19 protein-coding genes are annotated in these 19,019 nt (G+C 31.7%); 3 read left to right on the top strand and 16 right to left on the bottom strand.

Annotated elements, in window-relative coordinates; genetic code table 11:
• Nucleotides 1-8: 8 nt before the first annotated feature.
• The 6 genes from B2X73_RS02050 to B2X73_RS02075 form a co-directional block, all read right to left on the bottom strand.
• Complete coding sequence (locus tag B2X73_RS02050; protein ID WP_180906721.1) at nucleotides 9-1,316, bottom strand: DEAD/DEAH box helicase; 1,308 nt, start codon at nucleotides 1,314-1,316, stop codon at nucleotides 9-11.
• A 27-nt stretch (nucleotides 1,317-1,343) separates the two neighbouring features.
• On the bottom strand, nucleotides 1,344-1,877 hold the full coding sequence (locus tag B2X73_RS02055; protein WP_221855062.1) for an STM3941 family protein: 534 nt from the start codon (nucleotides 1,875-1,877) through the stop codon (nucleotides 1,344-1,346).
• A gap of 85 nt (nucleotides 1,878-1,962) precedes the next feature.
• Complete coding sequence (locus B2X73_RS02060) at nucleotides 1,963-3,726, bottom strand: AMP-dependent synthetase/ligase (RefSeq protein WP_221855060.1); 1,764 nt, start codon at nucleotides 3,724-3,726, stop codon at nucleotides 1,963-1,965.
• A gap of 545 nt (nucleotides 3,727-4,271) precedes the next feature.
• The gene (locus B2X73_RS02065; protein WP_291048518.1) at nucleotides 4,272-6,047 is read right to left on the bottom strand and encodes an AMP-dependent synthetase/ligase; all 1,776 of its coding nucleotides are present in this window, start codon (nucleotides 6,045-6,047) and stop codon (nucleotides 4,272-4,274) included.
• 131 nt (nucleotides 6,048-6,178) lie between these two features.
• Complete coding sequence (locus B2X73_RS02070) at nucleotides 6,179-7,945, bottom strand: AMP-dependent synthetase/ligase (protein ID WP_291048521.1); 1,767 nt, start codon at nucleotides 7,943-7,945, stop codon at nucleotides 6,179-6,181.
• 105 nt (nucleotides 7,946-8,050) lie between these two features.
• Nucleotides 8,051-8,704: a class I SAM-dependent methyltransferase gene (locus B2X73_RS02075; RefSeq protein ID WP_221855054.1), complete on the bottom strand. Its 654-nt coding sequence runs from the start codon at nucleotides 8,702-8,704 to the stop codon at nucleotides 8,051-8,053.
• A gap of 107 nt (nucleotides 8,705-8,811) precedes the next feature.
• On the opposite strand from B2X73_RS02075, the gene B2X73_RS02080 reads away from it, so the two are divergent.
• Complete coding sequence (locus tag B2X73_RS02080) at nucleotides 8,812-9,393, top strand: DUF6642 family protein (RefSeq protein WP_219033962.1); 582 nt, start codon at nucleotides 8,812-8,814, stop codon at nucleotides 9,391-9,393.
• Nucleotides 9,394-9,457: 64 nt separating this feature from the next.
• Nucleotides 9,458-10,858: an alkaline phosphatase gene (locus B2X73_RS02085; protein WP_219033963.1), complete on the top strand. Its 1,401-nt coding sequence runs from the start codon at nucleotides 9,458-9,460 to the stop codon at nucleotides 10,856-10,858.
• A gap of 54 nt (nucleotides 10,859-10,912) precedes the next feature.
• Here B2X73_RS02085 and B2X73_RS02090 read toward each other — a convergent pair whose 3' ends face one another.
• The 8 genes from B2X73_RS02090 to B2X73_RS02125 are packed head-to-tail and all read right to left on the bottom strand — an operon-like array spanning nucleotide 10,913 to nucleotide 15,186.
• Nucleotides 10,913-11,359: a VOC family protein gene (locus B2X73_RS02090; RefSeq protein WP_280050962.1), complete on the bottom strand. Its 447-nt coding sequence runs from the start codon at nucleotides 11,357-11,359 to the stop codon at nucleotides 10,913-10,915.
• A gap of 28 nt (nucleotides 11,360-11,387) precedes the next feature.
• On the bottom strand, nucleotides 11,388-12,044 hold the full coding sequence (locus tag B2X73_RS02095) for a DUF2461 domain-containing protein (protein WP_038330630.1): 657 nt from the start codon (nucleotides 12,042-12,044) through the stop codon (nucleotides 11,388-11,390).
• Between the two features lie 3 nt (nucleotides 12,045-12,047).
• Nucleotides 12,048-12,512, bottom strand: coding sequence for a DUF1801 domain-containing protein (locus tag B2X73_RS02100; protein ID WP_038330627.1), 465 nt, complete (start codon nucleotides 12,510-12,512; stop codon nucleotides 12,048-12,050).
• Nucleotides 12,512-13,444: a DUF1801 domain-containing protein gene (locus B2X73_RS02105; protein WP_291059971.1), complete on the bottom strand. Its 933-nt coding sequence runs from the start codon at nucleotides 13,442-13,444 to the stop codon at nucleotides 12,512-12,514. The genes B2X73_RS02100 and B2X73_RS02105 overlap by 1 nt, the downstream gene beginning before the upstream one ends.
• A 2-nt stretch (nucleotides 13,445-13,446) precedes the next feature.
• On the bottom strand, nucleotides 13,447-13,902 hold the full coding sequence (locus B2X73_RS02110; RefSeq protein ID WP_125350073.1) for an SRPBCC domain-containing protein: 456 nt from the start codon (nucleotides 13,900-13,902) through the stop codon (nucleotides 13,447-13,449).
• 3 nt (nucleotides 13,903-13,905) lie between these two features.
• Nucleotides 13,906-14,298: a VOC family protein gene (locus B2X73_RS02115; RefSeq protein WP_125350072.1), complete on the bottom strand. Its 393-nt coding sequence runs from the start codon at nucleotides 14,296-14,298 to the stop codon at nucleotides 13,906-13,908.
• Between the two features lie 12 nt (nucleotides 14,299-14,310).
• Nucleotides 14,311-14,718, bottom strand: coding sequence for an SRPBCC family protein (locus B2X73_RS02120; RefSeq protein ID WP_125350071.1), 408 nt, complete (start codon nucleotides 14,716-14,718; stop codon nucleotides 14,311-14,313).
• 21 nt (nucleotides 14,719-14,739) lie between these two features.
• Nucleotides 14,740-15,186 carry an SRPBCC domain-containing protein gene (locus tag B2X73_RS02125; RefSeq protein WP_219033967.1) on the bottom strand — a complete coding sequence of 149 codons (447 nt, stop codon included), beginning with the start codon at nucleotides 15,184-15,186 and terminating at the stop codon, nucleotides 14,740-14,742.
• A gap of 218 nt (nucleotides 15,187-15,404) precedes the next feature.
• Between B2X73_RS02125 and B2X73_RS02130 the strand changes: the two genes are divergently transcribed.
• On the top strand, nucleotides 15,405-17,210 hold the full coding sequence (locus B2X73_RS02130) for a CocE/NonD family hydrolase (protein ID WP_219034004.1): 1,806 nt from the start codon (nucleotides 15,405-15,407) through the stop codon (nucleotides 17,208-17,210).
• A 51-nt stretch (nucleotides 17,211-17,261) separates the two neighbouring features.
• Here B2X73_RS02130 and B2X73_RS02135 read toward each other — a convergent pair whose 3' ends face one another.
• A complete protein-coding gene (locus B2X73_RS02135) occupies nucleotides 17,262-17,678 on the bottom strand; it encodes an OsmC family peroxiredoxin (RefSeq protein WP_115000360.1) in 417 nt (138 codons plus the stop codon).
• Between the two features lie 246 nt (nucleotides 17,679-17,924).
• Complete coding sequence (locus tag B2X73_RS02140; RefSeq protein WP_219033968.1) at nucleotides 17,925-18,941, bottom strand: YCF48-related protein; 1,017 nt, start codon at nucleotides 18,939-18,941, stop codon at nucleotides 17,925-17,927.
• Nucleotides 18,942-19,019: the final 78 nt, after the last annotated feature.

Below are 19,019 nucleotides of genomic sequence, written 5' to 3' on the forward strand. Positions count from 1 at the left end.
TTCTATTTTTAATATGCAATTTGCATTTTTACTTTCTTATTTTTTACTTTTTGACCGTTCAATTTTTTCAATAAGTCCGGAACTTTTTTACGGTTAATCGCAACATACGAAGTGGTATCTTTTACCTCAATAATTCCGACATCGTTTTTTTCTAAACCTCCTTTTTTGAACAAAAATCCAACAATATCAACTTTGTTTACTTTGTCTTTTTTTCCTGCAGAAATATAAATCGTTTGGTAAGGTGTACGTTCTGGAATCTTATATGTTCCACCTAAATTTTCGACAGGTAAATTTTCATTTACAAACGGAAAATGTTCTTCATTGCTAATAATTAAATACACAAAACCTTTCGCATTCATACGTGCTGTACGTCCATTTCTGTGAATAAAAGCGGCTTCTTTTGCAGGTAATTGATAATGAATAATCGAATCTACTTCTGGAATATCCAAACCACGCGCAGCCAAATCTGTTGTAATTAAAACTCGAACCGAATCATTTCTGAATTTCAGTAACGCACGTTCGCGTTCGTCTTGTTCCATTCCACCATGAAAACTTTCACGCGCAATTCCTTTTTCATGCAACAAATTACTAATACGGTCGACAGCATCACGGTGATTACAGAAAATCAACATGCGTTTGCTTCCAATTTTGCAAATCAAATTAAATAAAGTATCCAATTTTTCTTCTGAAATGGTGTTAACCACTTTCATATGTAAATCAGGCTTTACCTCGATTTGTTTTAGATAGCTCACAATTTTTTCGTCATTCAATCCAACAAATTCTGGAATATTTTCCATTTCTGTAGCAGAAGTCAAAATACGTTGTTTCAAACCAGAAAGTTGCTCTACAATAAAGCTCATATCTTCTTGAAAACCTAATTCTAACGCTTTATCAAACTCGTCTAAAATTAAAGTTTGAACAGTCGAAGGATCAAAATTTTCGTTACGCAAATGATACGCAATACGTCCTGGAGTCCCAATTAATACAGCTGGAGCTTCTAACAAAGTATTTTGCTCAACTTTTGTATTGTGACCTCCATAACAACACGTTACTTTATAATCAGACTTCATCGATTTGAAAACTGTTTCGATTTGTAAAGCTAACTCACGCGCAGGAACTAAAATTAAGGTTTGAACACCTTTTACATCTGGATTTAAATCTCTTAAAGTCGGAAATAAAAACGCCAATGTTTTACCAGATCCTGTTGGTGATAATAAAATTAAATCTCGTTGATTTTCGGACATTTTGAATGCTGAACGTTGCATTGCATTCATATCTTTGATGCCCAAATTTTTATAAAGTAAATCGATTTGCATGCTGCAAAAATAGTCTATTCTTTCGAATTAATCATTTTTTGAAGCTGTAGAAATCTTATAATCTTCCATAAATTCATCAAAAAGATTCATGATTTCGAAGTGATTTTTATCTAAAGTATTTGCGTCAAACGAAACAACAGCGCCATACATTTTATTCCAAAATCTCATACGTGCTTGTAAGAATTTCTGCGTTTCGTTATGGATAAAATCGTCTGCATCAATAATTTTTATATTAATGACACGTTGGCGAGGCAATTTCAGTTCTTCAATTTCTAAAATTTTTCCCCATTCAATATAATTCAAATGATCCGTAGGTTTGTAAACAATTCCTTTTTTATCAATCAATAAAATCAATTGTTTTTTCATCAATTTTTTGATTGAAACGATGATGAATAGTAAACTTGGAACAAATAAAACTCCGCTTAAAATTTTTGCAGTTTGCGGAGAATTAACTTGATTGGCGTTTAGAAATAAATAAATTGAACAAGCAAAAAATAAAAGACTACCGAATAATAATCCCCAATTGCTTGTTTGTTTTGCGTAAACTTTAACTGAATTCAATTGATTTTGTTTTTACAAAAATATAGATTTTAATCTTAATTAAAGGTTATAAAAAAGAGTCTCAAAAAACTGAGACTCTTATTAATTATCCAAAAATTTCTTGGTATTGTTTCTTGTATTTTTCTAAAATAATTTTACGTTTAAATTTTAACGTTGGCGTTAATTCTCCACCTTCTACGGTCATTTCATTTGGAATAATTGCAATCTTTTTGATTTGTTCCCAATGTCCAAAATGATTATTCAGTTGATTGATTTCTTCTTCTAATTTCTTTTTGACAACATCGCTTTTCTGAAATTCATCATGAGGAAGATTTACAATTTCAAGAGCATTTGACTGCGACCATTTTTTTAGATTTGTATAACTCGGAACCACAAAAGCTCCAGGAAACTTCTCACCTTCTCCAACAACCATCAATTGCTCGATGAATGGCGATTCTACCATTTTCATTTCGATTTGTTGTGGAACAATATATTTCCCTCCCGAAGTTTTGTACATTTCTTTTTTACGGTCAACAATTTTCAAGAATTTATTGTCTATCCATTCTCCAATATCACCCGTGTATAGCCAACCATCTTTGATTTCTTCGGCAGTTTTTTCTGGTAAATTATGATAACCCATCATCACAATATCACCTTTTACTAAAATTTCGCCATCATCAGCCAATTTTACTTCAACACCTTTCAACGGAGGTCCAACAGTTCCTATCTTTTTACCTCGACGAAAACAATTCACCGCAATTACTGGCGAAGCTTCTGTCAATCCATAACCTTCATAAATTGGAATTTCGGCAGCTAAAAATACGCGAACAATTCGTTGTTGAATCGCTGCACTTCCCGTTACAATGGCTTTTAATTCGCCACCAAGTCCTTCGTACCATTTGTGTAAAACTAATTTTCGGGCAATTGCTAATTTCAAATTATAAATTGTAGAACGCTGATCATCTTCTAACACAAACTCATCGCCAACTTTTACAGCCCAATCAAAAATAGATTTCTTAAAACCTGATAATTGAGCTCCCGTTTGCATGATTTTTTCATAAACTTTTTCAATCACACGAGGAACAGCCGTAATCATATGCGGTTTAATTTCTTTTAAATTATCGCCAATCTTCTCCATCGATTCTGCAAAATATATCGAAATCCCCATGTACACATACAAATACTGAATTGTTCGCTCATACGCATGACAAGCAGGAAGAAAGGTCAAAGCACGATCATAAGGATCAAGTGGTGTTGAATATTCGCAAGCCATAACATCTGCAATAATATTTTTGTGCGACAACATCACACCTTTCGGATTTCCCGTTGTTCCTGATGTATAGATTAAAAAAGCTAAATCTTCGTGCTTTACATTTGCGGCACGTTTGTCTATTTCTTCTTGTTGAATTGTTTTTCCTTTTTCGATTAAAACATTCCAACTTTCTGTATTTTCAAATTCATCAATCGAGTACAGTTGCTCTAATGAAGGCAATTTTGTTTTGAGTTGATTGATTCGCGTATACAAATCGAGATTACTTGTAAAACACAATTTTATAGCCGAATCGCTAAAAATATATTCGTAATCGCTGTCAGAAATATTCGGATAAATCGCTACCACAACAGCTCCGATTTGTTGTATCGCATAATCTATCATATTCCATTCGACACGATTTTCTGAGATTAATCCCACTTTTTCACCTGGTTGAACTCCACAAGCGATTAATCCTTTTGAGATTGCATCAACATGTTCTAAAAAAGTTGTGGTTTTCATTGGTTTCCATTCTCCATTTTGTTTGGATACAAACATGGATAAATCAGGAAACTTTTCCAGCTGACGTTTTGGTAAATCAAAAATTCTGGTTGCTTCCATAGCGTACTTATAGTTTTGTAATTTTGAAAAGAATTCGTCGAAAATAGCGTAAAATGATGAGTTTTTCAAAAATTTTATCTTCAACTTAAAAAGAATTATATTCGTCATAACTATTACAATTATGAAATATCTAATTTTATTTCTCTTATTATTTTACTCTTGCAGTTCTGATTTTAAAAAGTCTTATATAATTGGAGATATTAAATTATATGAATTACAATGTTCTGGACACTATTATTTAAGCACTGATAATTGTGATTGTAAACATTTACCAACTAATTATTTTATTCCAAAAGGAGAAAATGATTCATTTTTTGAATTATTCTTAAGAGAGAATAATGGTAAACTTCAAGTTAATTCACTTTATAATGAATTTGAAACTCATGGAAATAGCTAAGAGAAAGTAGATTTTATTATATATACCGATAACGCTTCTTTTATGGATAGTATTGAAAAAGTAGATTATACTGTGATTCGTGGTTATACTAACGAAAGAATGAATCCATAAAAAAATCCCTCAACTCATTATGAATTGAGGGATTTTTTTATTTATAAATTTCTTCGAATTCTTTCTGATATTTCTTTAGAATAACTTTACGTTTTAATTTCAAAGTTGGAGTTAATTCTTCACCTTCAATCGTAAATTCATGCGCTAAAATTGCTGGTTTCTTAATCTGTTCCCAATTTCCAAAAAACTGATTTGCTTTACGAACTTCTTGATTAATTACTTTATGAACTTCTGTAGATGCTATGAATTCATCGCGAGAAAGATTACTAATTTCAGGTGCATTTTCTTTTGCCCATTCTTTCAGATTTGCATAATTCGGAACAATAAAAGCTGACGCAAATTTTTGCGCATCACCAACAACCATTGCTTGCTCAATAAAATTTGATTCGACAAGTTTTGTTTCAATTGGTTGAGGAACAACATATTTTCCACCAGAAATTTTGAACATTTCCTTTTTACGATCAATGATTTTCAAGAAATGACCTTCTCCTTCCTCCCAAACTCCAATATCACCTGTGTGCAACCATCCATCAATAATGACCTCATCGGTCGCTTTTTGATTTTTATAATAGCCCATCATCACATTAGGACCTTGAACCAAAATTTCTCCATCTTCGGCTAATTTTACCTTAACATCTTTTATTGGTGAACCCACAGTCCCTATTCGAACACCTAATTTATGCGGATTATTTACAGTGATTAAAGGCGAAGTTTCCGTCATTCCATATCCTTCAAAAAATGGTAATCCAGCCGCCATAAAAACACGCGCAATTTTACCTTGCAACGAAGCACTTCCCGAAATAATATATTTGAAATTACCTCCTAACGCTTCATAAAATTTATTCAAAACTAATTTTCGAGCTAAAGCTAACTTCACATTATACACCAAAGATCGTTTCTTCGCATCAGGTTCATATTGAGAAGCAATATTAATCGCCCAATCAAAAACTTTTCGTTTTTTTCCTGTTAAAGCGCTACCTGTTTTTAGGATTTTCTCATAAACTTTTTCCATCACTCGAGGTACAGCAGTCATGATATGAGGTTGTACTTCATTGATATTATCACCAATTTTTTCAAAACCTTCGGCGAAATAAACCGTTACACCAATATATAAATAGGTATAAATTACAGTTCTTTCGTATGTATGACAAGGCGGTAAAAAAGTCAAACCTCTTGTTCCTTCTTCTAACACAACAATTTCTTTTGCCGCAATAAAATTCGAAACCAAATTATTATGAGACAACATTACACCTTTCGGTTTTCCTGTTGTTCCAGACGTATAAATTAAAGTTGCTAAATCTGAATTTCGAACAATTGAACTAAGATTATTTACATATTCGTCTGTTATATCTTTTCCAATTTCTTTTAATTCTGACCAATTTCTAGAATCTGGGAACTCATTAATTGCAAAAACATATTCTAAACTATAAATTGTCCCAAACATATTATTGATACGTTCATACAAATTTTTTGTACTTACAATACACAATTGTATTTCGGCATCATTGAAGATAAATTGATATTCAAAATCTGTAATATTTGGATAAATCGCTACCACAACCGCACCAATTTGCTGAATTGCAAAATCAATCACATGCCATTCATAGCGGCTTTCGCACACAAGTCCTACTCGATCGCCAGGTTTAACTCCCAGAGCTAATAAACCTTTCGAAATTTCTCTTGTTTGCGCAATAAATTCGGCTGGTTTTGTAAACTTCCATTCGCCATCAATTTTACTTGCAAACATATTATGATTGGGGTAAAGTTCTTGTTGACGATAAGCTAAGTCAAAAATTCGTGTAGGATTATTCATTTTTTAAATACTAAACTTTATAAAAAAGAGTGCAAATTTGGTGCAAAATTTTCATAAATCAGTTTTATTTCACGAAAAAAGCAAGATTAATAAAAATCTTGCTTCGTTATTTTTCTAAAAAATTGATGTTTTTATTGATAAATTCCGTCAATTTCTTTTTTATATTTTTCTGAAATGATTTTACGTTTCATCTTCAAAGTTGGCGTTAATTCTCCAGCTTCAATTGTAAATTCATAAGGCAGTAAATGAAATTTTTTAATTTTTTCCCAATTTCCAAAATTGACATTTAATTTATTGATTTCATTTCCTATCAATTCATAAATTTTTGGATGCGTTAAAAACTCTTCACGAGGTAAATTAATCAATGAAGATTCATTTGCTTTTGCCCAATCAATACAGTTTTCATAAGAAGGAATAACCAAAGCAGCAGGGAATTTTCGTCCTTCTCCAACTACCATAATTTGTTCGATATAATTAGATTCTGAAAGAATTTTCTCAATTTGTTGTGGCACAACATATTTTCCTCCAGAAGTTTTGAACATTTCTTTTTTACGATCGATAATTTTTAAGAATTTATCATCAACCCATTCTCCAATATCGCCCGTATACAACCAACCATCTTTCAAAACCTCAGCCGTCGCCTCAGAATTTTTATAATATCCTTGCATGATATTTTTACCTTTTGCTAAGATTTCTCCATCTTCAGCTAATTTAATCTCAATATCAATCAAAGGAATACCAACGGTTCCGATTTTCATTCCACGTTTGATACAATTTACAGATAAACAAGGTCCAGCTTCTGTTAAACCATAACCTTCGTAAATTGGAATTCCGGCTGCTAAATACAATTTTAATAAACGAGTTTGTAAAGTTGCACTTCCCGATGCAATTCCTTTGACATTACCGCCAAGCGCCGCTTTCCATTTCGAAAAAATTAATTTTCGAGCAATGTTTAATTGAAATTTATACCAAGCAGAAAGTTTTGATTCGTCTAAATCATACTGTTCTCCTAACGAAATTGCCCAAAAGAATAAAGCTCTTTTTACTCCTGTCAATTGTTCTCCAGTCGCCATTATTTTATCGTAAACTTTCTCTAAAACACGTGGAACAGCCGAAAAAATATGTGGTTGAACTTCTTTCATATCTTGCCCAATCGTATCCATTGATTGTGCAAAATAGATTGGTAATCCCATTTTGATGTACACGTATTGAAAGACGCGTTCATACGCATGACAAGCAGGTAAAAAAGACAACGCTTTATCATACGCTTTTACAGGAAAAGAATATTCGGAACTATTGACATCAGCCAATAAATTTTCGTGAGAAAGCATAACGCCTTTCGGGTTTCCTGTTGTTCCAGAAGTATAAATAAGAGTTGCTAAATCAGTTGGTTTTACATTGTCCATCTTCGTTTGTAAAACCTCATCAGAAATAGAAATTCCTTTCGAAATTAGCTCAATCCAATTTGGTGTATGCGGATAAGTATTAAATGTATAAACTTGTTCAAGATTTGGAATACGATCTTTGATTCCTAATAATCGTTGATACAACGCATCATTGCTCACAAAACAAAGTTTGATTTCGGCATCATTTAGAATAAATTCGTAATCATTATCCGAAATATTGGGATAAATTGCCACAACAACAGCTCCAATTTGCTGAATTGCAAAATCTACTAAATTCCATTCTAAACGATTTTCGCTGATTAACGCAACTTTATCATTTTGTTGAACACCATTTGCAATCAAACCTTTCGAAATATTATTTACTCGATTGATAAAATCTGTTGTCGAAATTCCCTTCCATTCTCCTTTTTCTTTGTAATTAAAAATCGAAATGTTAGGTGTATTTTTTTCTTGAAATCGAGATAAATCGAATACTCTTTGTGGTTGTTTCATATTCTTGAAATAAGGATACAAATTTCTGCTAATTCTTTCTACTTTAGAAATTATTTACTCATTCTTTTCTCAAAAAAATTAAGTTTATTATCAATAAAAATCATTTTATTTTTTTGCAATAATTATACTATACTCTCTTTCAACTTTTTCGCCAGCTTTGCTAATTACACTTTCTGAAAATGTTTTTCTATTTTCAATAGAAAATTTAGCTGATTTCAATAGTTTTATCACTTCGTCTTCTGTGTATAAATTGAAGCCAAATTGAGTAAAAGGTAAAGTTTCCATAAATTCCTTTTTAGCAAAAGTAAGAGCAAATTCCCCATTGAATTTCAAGACTCTATAAATTTCACTCAAGAAAAATTTAGGATTTTTCCAAAAATAGATTGTATTCACTGTGAAAATTTTATCAAAACGTTTTTCATAAAAATGAATTCTTTCATCCATAATTATTTCAAATCTAATATTTGCATTCAAATAATCAGAATTGTTCGTGATAGCACTATTTTTCATGACCTGTGAAAGTTCTAAACCAATATATTCTAAATCCTTTGCTTGATTTAATACATAAGGTAAATGCTTACAATTTCCATGACCTAACTCTAATATTTGTTCTTTATTTTGTAATTGTAAATGATCTATTGTCGTTTTTATCATACCAAAATTACTTTCATTCATTTGCTCACCAACTTCAATTCCTTCGTCTCCATTTGGACAACTCAATTGTTCCGCAAGATTTTGTAAATCAATATTATTTTTCATTAAATTTATTTATATAGAATAATTCTAAATTAATAAATATTAATCATTGTTCGCGTGATTTTAATCATTTAAAAATTACATCTTACCTTTGAAAAATAGTAAAATAGATGAAGGATATTATACGAACTGAAGACGAAGATGATTTCAAATTGTTTTGTTTGGAATCTGTAGCAGATATTGAAGAGCAAAATGATTCGCAATTATTGGAATTTTTGGAACATTTGGCTCGAGAATTTCAGATTACAAATGTTTATAAAACGACTGATAGCTTTGAAGGTTTCGAAGAAAGTTTGACCAATCTTCTTTATCATGATAAATATTTTAGAGATTATAAAATCATTTATTTAGTTTTTGAAGGCGAAGGAAATCAAATTCAAATTGATGATTATTACTATAGTTTGGAAGAAGTAGCAGAAATTTTTCAAGGAAAACTAACCGATAAAATTGTTCATTTTGCAAATACAATGAGTTTAAATTTGGAAGACGAAAGTTTTCAATATTTTATTGATGTTACAGGAGCAAAAGCCTTATCTGGATATGTAAACCCTTCTCCAATTTTGAGTACAATTTTAGATCAATATTATTTTTGTTTAGCAAAAGAAATTGATGACGAAGAAGAGCTTGTACATGCATTGTTTGATAAACACGCCAATATATGCCTGAAATTAGGATTTAGATTGTATCATTAATAAGATTTAACAATAAGCTAAAACACTTCTCAGAAATAATCTATTCATTTACAAAAATAATAAAATGGATAGACGTAAATTTCTTAGAGGATCGGCATTAATTTCTACAGGCTTAATTCTAAATCCTTTCGATTTATTTGCTCAAAATAAAATCAAACCTAATCTTTCTACAAATTCTGCAAAGAATATTATTTTTATGATAAGTGATGGAATGAGTTCCGGAACTCTTGCTATGGCTAATTTGTACAACATACAATTGCATGGAAAAAATGGTAATTGGATAAATCTTTATGAAGAAAATAAAGTAAAAAGAGCTTTAATGGACACCGCTTCTGCAAGTTCTATTGTTACCGATTCAGCTGCTGCAAGTTCAGCTTTTGGAGGTGGAATTCGTGTGAAAAATGGCGTATTAAATATTAGCACGAATGGAGAACATCATGTTCCGATTTGGCAAAAGTTCAAAAAAGCGGGTAAAAGAACAGGGTGTGTGACTACAGTTACTATTACTCATGCCACTCCAGCTGGTTTTTGTATAAATTCTGCAAGTAGAAATGCAGAACCAGAGATAGCTGAAAAATATGCCGAAATTGGCATTGATGTTTTATTAGGTGGTGGTGATGAGTTTTTTAATTCATCCAAAAGAGAAGACAAGAAAGATTTGTATGCTATTTATAAAAATAAAGGCTATCAAATTGCGAAAACAAAGGAGGAATTAGGAAAATCTCAAAACAATAAATCTCTATTAGGTATTTTCAATACTGGAGCAATTCCTTACGCAATCGATCATAAAAATCTCTCAAAAAATAAATCTATTCCTACACTTGCCGAAATGACTAAGGTTGCGATTGATAATTTGAAAGATCATCAAAATGGTTTTGTATTGCAAGTAGAAGCTGGAAAAGTGGATTGGGCGGCACATGCAAATGATGTTGCAGGATTAATAAATGATCAAATTGCATTTGATGAAACAATCAAAACTGTAATGGATTTTGCTGAAAAGGATGGAAATACGTTAGTTATCATCACAACTGATCACGGAAATGCAAATCCAGGAACTATTTATGGAGCTGATGTAAACAAAAAATTTGAAAGTATTGTTAATTATAAATATACCAACGAACATATTTTGAATGAAATTCACGAAGATTTTAATATACAAGAAATCAAAGATTGGATTGTCGAAACAAATGGTTTTAGTTTAACTGATGATGAAGCAAAACATATGTTAGATTTTTACAAAGGTTTGGATAAAGAAGAAGGATTATATAATTTCAAAAAGCTTCCGTTCAAATTTTTCTCTGAAATTCAGAAAAAACACAACAATGTAGGTTGGATAAGTATGGATCACTCGGGCGATTATGTAGAATTAGCTATGTATGGACCAGGAAGTGATTTGTTGAAGCCATTTGTAAAAAATACAGATCTTCATCAACTTATGTTACAAGCAACGAACGTAAATGTATAGTAAACAAAAACCTCTCAAGTTGAGAGGTTTTATGTTTTATTCTTAAACTATATTTTACATCGAATGCGCTTTATTTCCTTCGAAATGAATCATCCAAGGTGTTCCAAATTGATCAATAAAAGACGCATAAAGCTCAGCAAAAAACTGCTCAGCCAAAGGCATTTCTAACGATTTTGCATTTACCGAAAGACGATCATATAATTGATGCGCTTCTGCGGGATTATCAACATCAAGCATAATGTAATTATTATTTCCAGCTTTGTATTGATGTCCAAATTCTTCAATAATATCAGAACCCATTAACATTGTTGTTTCATTAATAAACAATGCCACATGCGAAACTTTATCCTTTGCACTTTCTGGAATCTGAAATTCTGGATTTGGCGGCATATCTACCATTTTATACATCCCAATATTTTGCGTTTCAAAAACAGTTTCATAAAACTGAAATGCCTTTTCGCAATCTCCGTTAAAATTTAAGTAAGCGTGTACTTTAGCCATAATATAGTGTTTTTTTGTGATTATTTTTTTAATATAATGGTTGACCATTTTCATCGGTTGTTAAAACCTCTGTCATATAATTCAAAAATGGTTGAAGAACCTGAATTGATTTCGCCACTTTCTGCGGAAAATCTTTTGCTAAAACTTCTTCATCCGTGAAATTCTTGATAAATAAATATTGCTTTTTACGCAACAATTCAATTCGCTCATGATCTTTCGAAAAACCTTTTGGAGCAGATTTCACTTCTTCTCCTTGCATTTCTCCAAACTCATTCATAATTGTTTTGGATTGAAGAATCTTCGCTAATTCATCCGAAACTTCAATATCTTTTCTAATACGAAGCAAATCATCGCGCTCTGGTCCCCAAAAACCAACACCTATAAAATTATGATTCGGTTGAATATGGAAATAATACCCACCTCTATTAAGTGGCTTTTTGCGACCTGTTTGCGCAGAAAAATGAGTTTTATAAGGAGTTTTATCATGAGAAAAACGAACATCTCTATAAATTCTATAAATTTTAAGCGGTTCTAATTCTTCCTTTTTACTTAATTCTTGGTAAATCACATTGAAAATTGAATCTGCTTCAGCTTTCGCTGTATCAAATTCAACTTTATGTTCTGTAAACCATTCGCGGTTATTATTTTTTTCTAATTTTTTTAAAAATTTATCGATTTGTGACATGATTTATTTTTTTCGATTAAGTAGTACTTTTTCATAATTTTCTATCCATTGTTGTGGCGTAATTTTTTGCGCTAATTCTCCGATTAATTCAAACGGAATATCCTCTACTTTTTTGAAACGAATACAACTTTTTCCCATATCTAATTTACGTTTTGAGTATTTTGGATATTCATCAACAAACCAATTCAGCAATTTATTGTCCATATAAATTCCCATGTGATATAACGCAATGAAATTCTTTTGAGAAGCAATATTGATAAACGGCAACGGTGATTTCGGATCGCAATGATAACCATTCGGATAAAGTGAAAACGGTACAACAAACCCAAGATGACCATAGCTCAACTGCAACTCGAAACCAGTGGGTAATTTATCTGCCAAAATTTTAATTAATTTCTCAACAGCTTCTTTTCTTTCTACTGGAATTGACGTTAAATATTCTTCTAAATTTGCGACTTCATATTGCATTATTTTCGATATTTATCATTCAAACCTTTTCCTTCTAAAATCATAGGTTTTATTTTTTCGATGCGAGAAATTTTCGTTTTCTCTTGTTTTGCTTCATCAATATATTCGATGTATTCTTTTTGTCTTCCTGAAGTTAAAGCTTTAAATGAAGTAAATAATTTATTGTTTTGATTTAGAGTTTCTTTCAAAATCCCATCAACTTCTTTTGGTACAGATTTTTGAGGTTTTATTTCCTTTCCGTCTTTCACCAATTGAATCGCTTCTAAGACATATTCTCTTACTTTTTCGACATCAATTTCATCGGCAGAATTAAATCTCCATTGACGCAAAGCTTTCGTTTTTTCTTCATTCGCATTCACCAAAACTTTATATTGATCTTTCAAGAAAACGCCATTGTGAAACCACAACGCAAAATGATTTTTGAAACCACTAAATGCCAACACATTTTTCTTGTTAAACGTATAAATATCTCCACCCCATTTAAACTCTTTTACAAGTTCCGTTTCATTTACAACTTGTTGAATTTTCTCATTCGCTTCTGCCCAATTACCATTGTATTTCGTCCATTCTTCAGCTTTCTGATCTTTCATCAAACTAACTTTATACAACACAATTTCTCTCAATAATTTCTTCGGTAAAACTTTATCCAAAGGAAGTTGTATTGTACCTTTTGATGTTTTATAATCGGTTAAATCATTTTTAAAATGTTCGATTGTTTCTGCTCCAGGATAAATCCCTACATGATTTTTGAACATCGCAAAATGAATCACATTTCCATTCAAACGAAATGTTGGCATTTTATAATTAATCGTTTCCATTGCTCTTGGTACAGCTTCATGAATAATTTTTCTTACGTTTTCTAAAATCTCCTGTTTAGCTTGATCAAACCCAAGAATATATTCATCAATAGTTGTGAAATTATCTGTCATCATAATTAATCTTCGCAAATCTCTTTCAGTTTGCGCAGTGCATTTATCCACATTTCTCTGACTTGAGTTTCTGGAAAAACCTGATCATCTATCTCCACCGAACAGGTTAATCGTGTGTGACCTTCTACATCTTCCATTTTATAGGTTTCTTCTGTATTTTTCCACGCATCAATTTCTGGTCCATCAAAAATTTCTTGACCTTCTTCATTCAGCTTTCCTATATGACGCATTTTGATTGATTTTCCAATAATATTTTCATCTATTGTAGCAATCATCGCTGCCGAACCTTTCTCGGTATCATAAGTGAAATAAACATGAGAACCTTCGGACCAATCTCCTTTAAAATCTGAAGTTTCACTAAACGATTTCGTCCAAATTTTATACGAATCTGGCGCAATCATTACTTTATGCACATGTTTAGGCTGCGCATAAATTACTTCTGTAAACGATACTTTTTTCATATTTTAAGCATTTGCTAATCCAAAAACAGCTCCAGCAGGATCTTCTACAATTGCAAATTGAAGATTTCCTTCTTTATTTTTAATCTCATGAATAGATTTCCCTCCCATTTCCAACGCTTTTTGTAAACTTTCCGCAACATTTTCTACACTAATGTACATAATCCATTGAGAAGGAATTCCTTTATTCATACCACGTTTCGTACAAACTCCACCAGCCGCATTTTCTGGAGAAGACATCATTGCATAATCATTGTATTCTTCTTCGCCATCTTTCATCGCAACATTTTTGACTTCCCAACCAATCACTTCTTTGTAAAAATCTTTTAATTCAGTCGAATTTTCAACAGTTAAATCAGCCCAAACCATTTGACCAATTTTCGATTTATTTTCTTCCATCTTCTACTATTTTTATCGATTTGATTCAACATAATTTTTGAAACTATTCAAAATAGCTTGCCAACCTTGTTGTTGCATTTCAGTAGGATTTTGACTTTCTGGTTCAAATTTTTCTGTGATTTTGGTTAAATTATTTTCTTCATGAAAATTAATTTCAACCTTACGACCATCTGCGATGTAATAACGAATAAATTTATTTGGAATGATTTCATCATATTTAGCTTCAAATTCGAATTGAAAACTGCCATCTTTCGCAGCCATCGTACTCTTTAATTTTCCACCAACTTGCAAATCATTTTCTGCTTTCGGACAATGCCAATCATCAGAAGCTTGATTCCATTTTACAATATCTTCAGGAGAATTAAAAGCTTTCCAAACTTGATCTATTGGAGCATTTATTATTGTTTCGATTGTGATCATACGTATGTCTTTTGTTCATTTTTAAGGTTTCATAAAATCAAAAGCACCTTTGCGCAAATTAATTCCATATTCGAGATAAGCTTTCAAACAAGCCAAGAAATTAGCCCAACCTTCTGTTTGTCCCATCAATTGCTTAATTCCAGCTTCATCATCATTCATTTCATGTTCAATGACTTTGACAATTGTCGAATCATTTTCTCCTTTTTCAAGAAAAATTTCCACCAACATATCATCAACACCGCCACTCCAATCAAACGAAATGTATTCATCTTGTTTTAAATCGCCTCCCATTACAGGAAAAATATCATCAAACTCAGGGAATTTCCATTCAACAATTTTTCCAGTTTCGATAGCACCCGTAGAAGAAGCGATAAAATATTGATTCATCTTATTTGGATTAACAATCGCATCAAAAACTTCATTTTTAGGTTTCTGAATTTGAATTGTTGCTTTTGCAGTTAACTTCATTTCAATTGATTTTGGCTAACTAATTTAGTCAAAAAAAGTGTTCGAATTTTCAAATTCATAAAAAATAATTAAAACTTTATCGATATTGAAATCATTTGTAGAAAATAATTCGATTTATAAGTGTAAAATTTAAAAGTTTTTTACATTTATAGTATTGTAAAATTGATAAACACGTGAAAAAATTTACTCAAAAAGCAACTCTACTTAGTCTTATTTTGATGAGTGGAATTAGCTATGCGCAAGTTGCAAAAGCAGATTCTGCCTATGTTAGAGAGCATTATGAAAAGACCGAACAATTGATTCCGATGCGAGATGGAACGAAATTGTTCACGGCTATTTATACGCCAAAAGATCAAACCAAAAAATATCCTGTTTTACTTAATCGAACACCTTATACCGTAGCGCCTTATGGAGCAAATGAGTATAAAAAATCGCTTGGAAATTTCCCTGCAGAAATGCGCGAAGGTTTTATTTTCGTGTACCAAGATGTGAGAGGAAAATGGATGAGCGAGGGTGAATTTGAAGATGTACGACCTGTTAATAAAACGAAAAATAAAAAAGCGATTGACGAAAGTACAGATACGTACGACACATTGGAATGGTTGGCAAAAAACATGAAAAATTACAACCAAAAAGCTGGAATCTATGGAATTTCTTATCCTGGTTTTTATTCAACAATGAGTTTAGTTAATTCGCATCCAACCTTGAAAGCTGTTTCGCCACAAGCACCAGTTACGAATTGGTTTTTAGGCGACGATTTTCATCACAATGGTGTATTATTTCTGAATGATTCTTTCAAATTTATGTCGTCATTTGGTGTAAAACGTCCGCAACCAATTACGCCAGATAAAGGTCCAAAATCATTAGAATATCCAATCAAAGATAATTACCGTTTTTATTTAGAAGGTGGATCTGTAAAGGAATTGAAGGATAAATATTTTCAAGATAATATCAAATTCTACAATGATTTGTTTGCACATCCTGATTATGATCAATTTTGGCAAGATAGAAATCCTTTGCCACATCTTACCAATGTGAAACCTGCTGTGATGACGGTTGGTGGTTTCTTTGACGCAGAGGATGTTTATGGTGCTTTTGAAACTTATAAAGCAATTGAAAAGCAAAATCCGAATGCGACAAATATTTTGGTCGCTGGACCATGGTTTCATGGTGGTTGGGTTCGCTCTAAAGCCGATACGTTTGGCGATATGCAGTTTGGAACGCCAACAGGTGAATATTATCAGCAACAAATTGAATTACCTTTTTTCAATTATTATTTAAAAGATAAAGGAAATTTCAAACCGACAGAAGCGCAAATCTTTATCACAGGTTCTAACGAATGGAAACAGTTTGATACTTGGCCACCAAAGAATGTGACAACTCAGAAAATGTATTTGCAAGCCAACGGAAAAATATCTTTTCAACAGACTAATAATACAAGTTTTGATGAATATGTAGCAGATCCAAATAATCCTGTTCCATATCAAGGTGGTGTTTTAGAAAGTCGTCCACGAGAATATATGGTCGATGATCAACGATTTGCGTCAACTCGTCCTGATGTTATGGTTTATCAAACCGATATTTTAACGGAAGATATGACAATCACAGGTCCAATTATAAATCATTTATTTGTTTCATCAACAGGAACAGATGCTGATTATGTAGTAAAATTGATTGATGTTTTTCCTGAAGATACACCAAAATATAATGGGAAATTGATGGCTGGATATCAAAATTTGATTCGTGCCGAAATTATGCGAGGAAAATACCGCAATAGTTTTGAAAAACCCGAAGCAATGGTTCCTAATCTGAAAACAAATGTAACGTATTCTATGCCAGATGTTGGACATACTTTCAAGAAAGGACATCGTATTATGATTCAAGTTCAAAATACATGGTTTCCTTTAGCAGACCGCAATCCGCAACAATTTATGAATGTTTATGAAGCAACCGCGAAAGATTTCTTGAAACAAACACAACGAATTTATCACGATTCTTACATCGAAATTCCAGTTTTGAAATAACAAAAAATCCAACAAGTAATTTGTTGGATTTTCTATTTTGATTCTATCAATTTATTCAACTAAAACTGCAGAAATCAACACTTTTTCGAAACTAAATGAAACACTAATCGGACAGGTTTCTTCTGCCTCTTTTGCTATTTTCTGAAATTCTTCATCTGTAATCGAAGGAATACTTGCTGTTAAACTTAATTCTGATCGAACAACTTTTCCTCCTTCAAAAACAATTTTACAATCGGTTTCTAATTTTTCTGCTGTATAACCTGCGTCTCCAAGTAATGCAGAAGTTTTCATTGTAAAACAACCTGCATGAGCCGCTGCCAGAAGTTCTTCTGGGTTTGTTCCTACTCCTTCTTCAAATCGACTTTTGAACGAATATTGCGTATTATCTAATACTGTACTTTGTGTGGTTAATGTTCCTGATCCTTCTGTAACCGAACCATTCCAAACTGCTTTTGCACTTCTTTTCATTTTGAATATTTTTTAGATTGAATTTTATTAAAGTTAAAGATTATGAAATCATAAGAAGAATTAATTCTCAACTTTAAGAATAATTTTAACGAAAAAAGTTCAGATAAAAAATATCTGAACTTTTACTAAAAAAACTACTAACCACCCTTTACTATGAATTGTATTAGGTTATTCAAATTTACTAAGAAACTAATATTTATAAAATTGAAAATCAATTTCTAATCTAATTTTAATTTTAGAAAATCTTTATAACGTAACTTTTCCTATCTTTCCTTTATTCCCAACCAAAATCACATATTTCTTATCTGGCGAAACTGTACACGTATTGTAACTATCTTGTGTAATAGTTGTCCAATTATGTCCTCCATCTGCTGAATAATCCACTCCAGAATATCCACAAACCAAGACTTTATCTTTTGAAATAATTGTTACGCCAGATTTATATCCTGTTGGATATTTCCATGAATCTTGAAAAGCAATTTTACCATTTGTCAACTTAAATTTATAGAAATTATAGCTCGAATCTTCTGGTTTTGTAAAATCTCCACCAACCAAATATCCTACATTATTTGTTGCGTCATAAGCCATTCCATTAATTCCAGAAGTAGAACTTTTTGTTTTCTCTAACGCATACATTTGACCACCTTTTGGCGTATAATAGTATAAATTCGATAGCTCTCCTCCTGTCACAATCAAGGTTTGCTTTGCATCTACATACAAATTACTTCCACTTGAAGCAAAAAAAGCTTCTTTCGGATTTTTTAAACGCAAAGGTTGACCATGAAGCGATTTTGCAACTTCCCATTTTGTCGGATCAGTAATCGAAGACGTTAATACAAATGGTTTATCTGGCGACATTGGATCGCCCAAGACAATAATCTTTTTCGAAGTTTTATCCACATAAATTGCATCTAAAAAAATACCTTTTTCATTATTTTCATACACTTTATTCCATGATTTTCCGCCATCTTTCGTTTGCAAAACATAAGCAGGAGAATCAATTCCTAAAGCTAAATAGTTATCTTTTCCTAAAACTTCTACATCTCTAAAATCTCTATTTTCAACAACTTTCGGGTTAATCCAACTAAATGTTTTACCACCATCTATCGTTTTACCAATTGTATTTTTTGAGCCAGAAACAATAAACGTTTTTGCATCCTGAAAAGCCAAACCTCGGTAACTAACAGACGAATTTTCCTCATTAATCACTTGATAGGTTTGCGCAAAAGACAAACTCGATAACAATAGGACGAAATATTTCATTTTTTTATAAATTTTAGATTCTACATTTTATATAAAACTATTTTATCTCGGCGAATCAACCAAATATTTTTTAAGTTT

This window comes from Empedobacter sp. UBA7252 (assembly GCF_002472765.1).
GTDB classification, from domain to species: domain Bacteria; phylum Bacteroidota; class Bacteroidia; order Flavobacteriales; family Weeksellaceae; genus Empedobacter; species Empedobacter falsenii_B.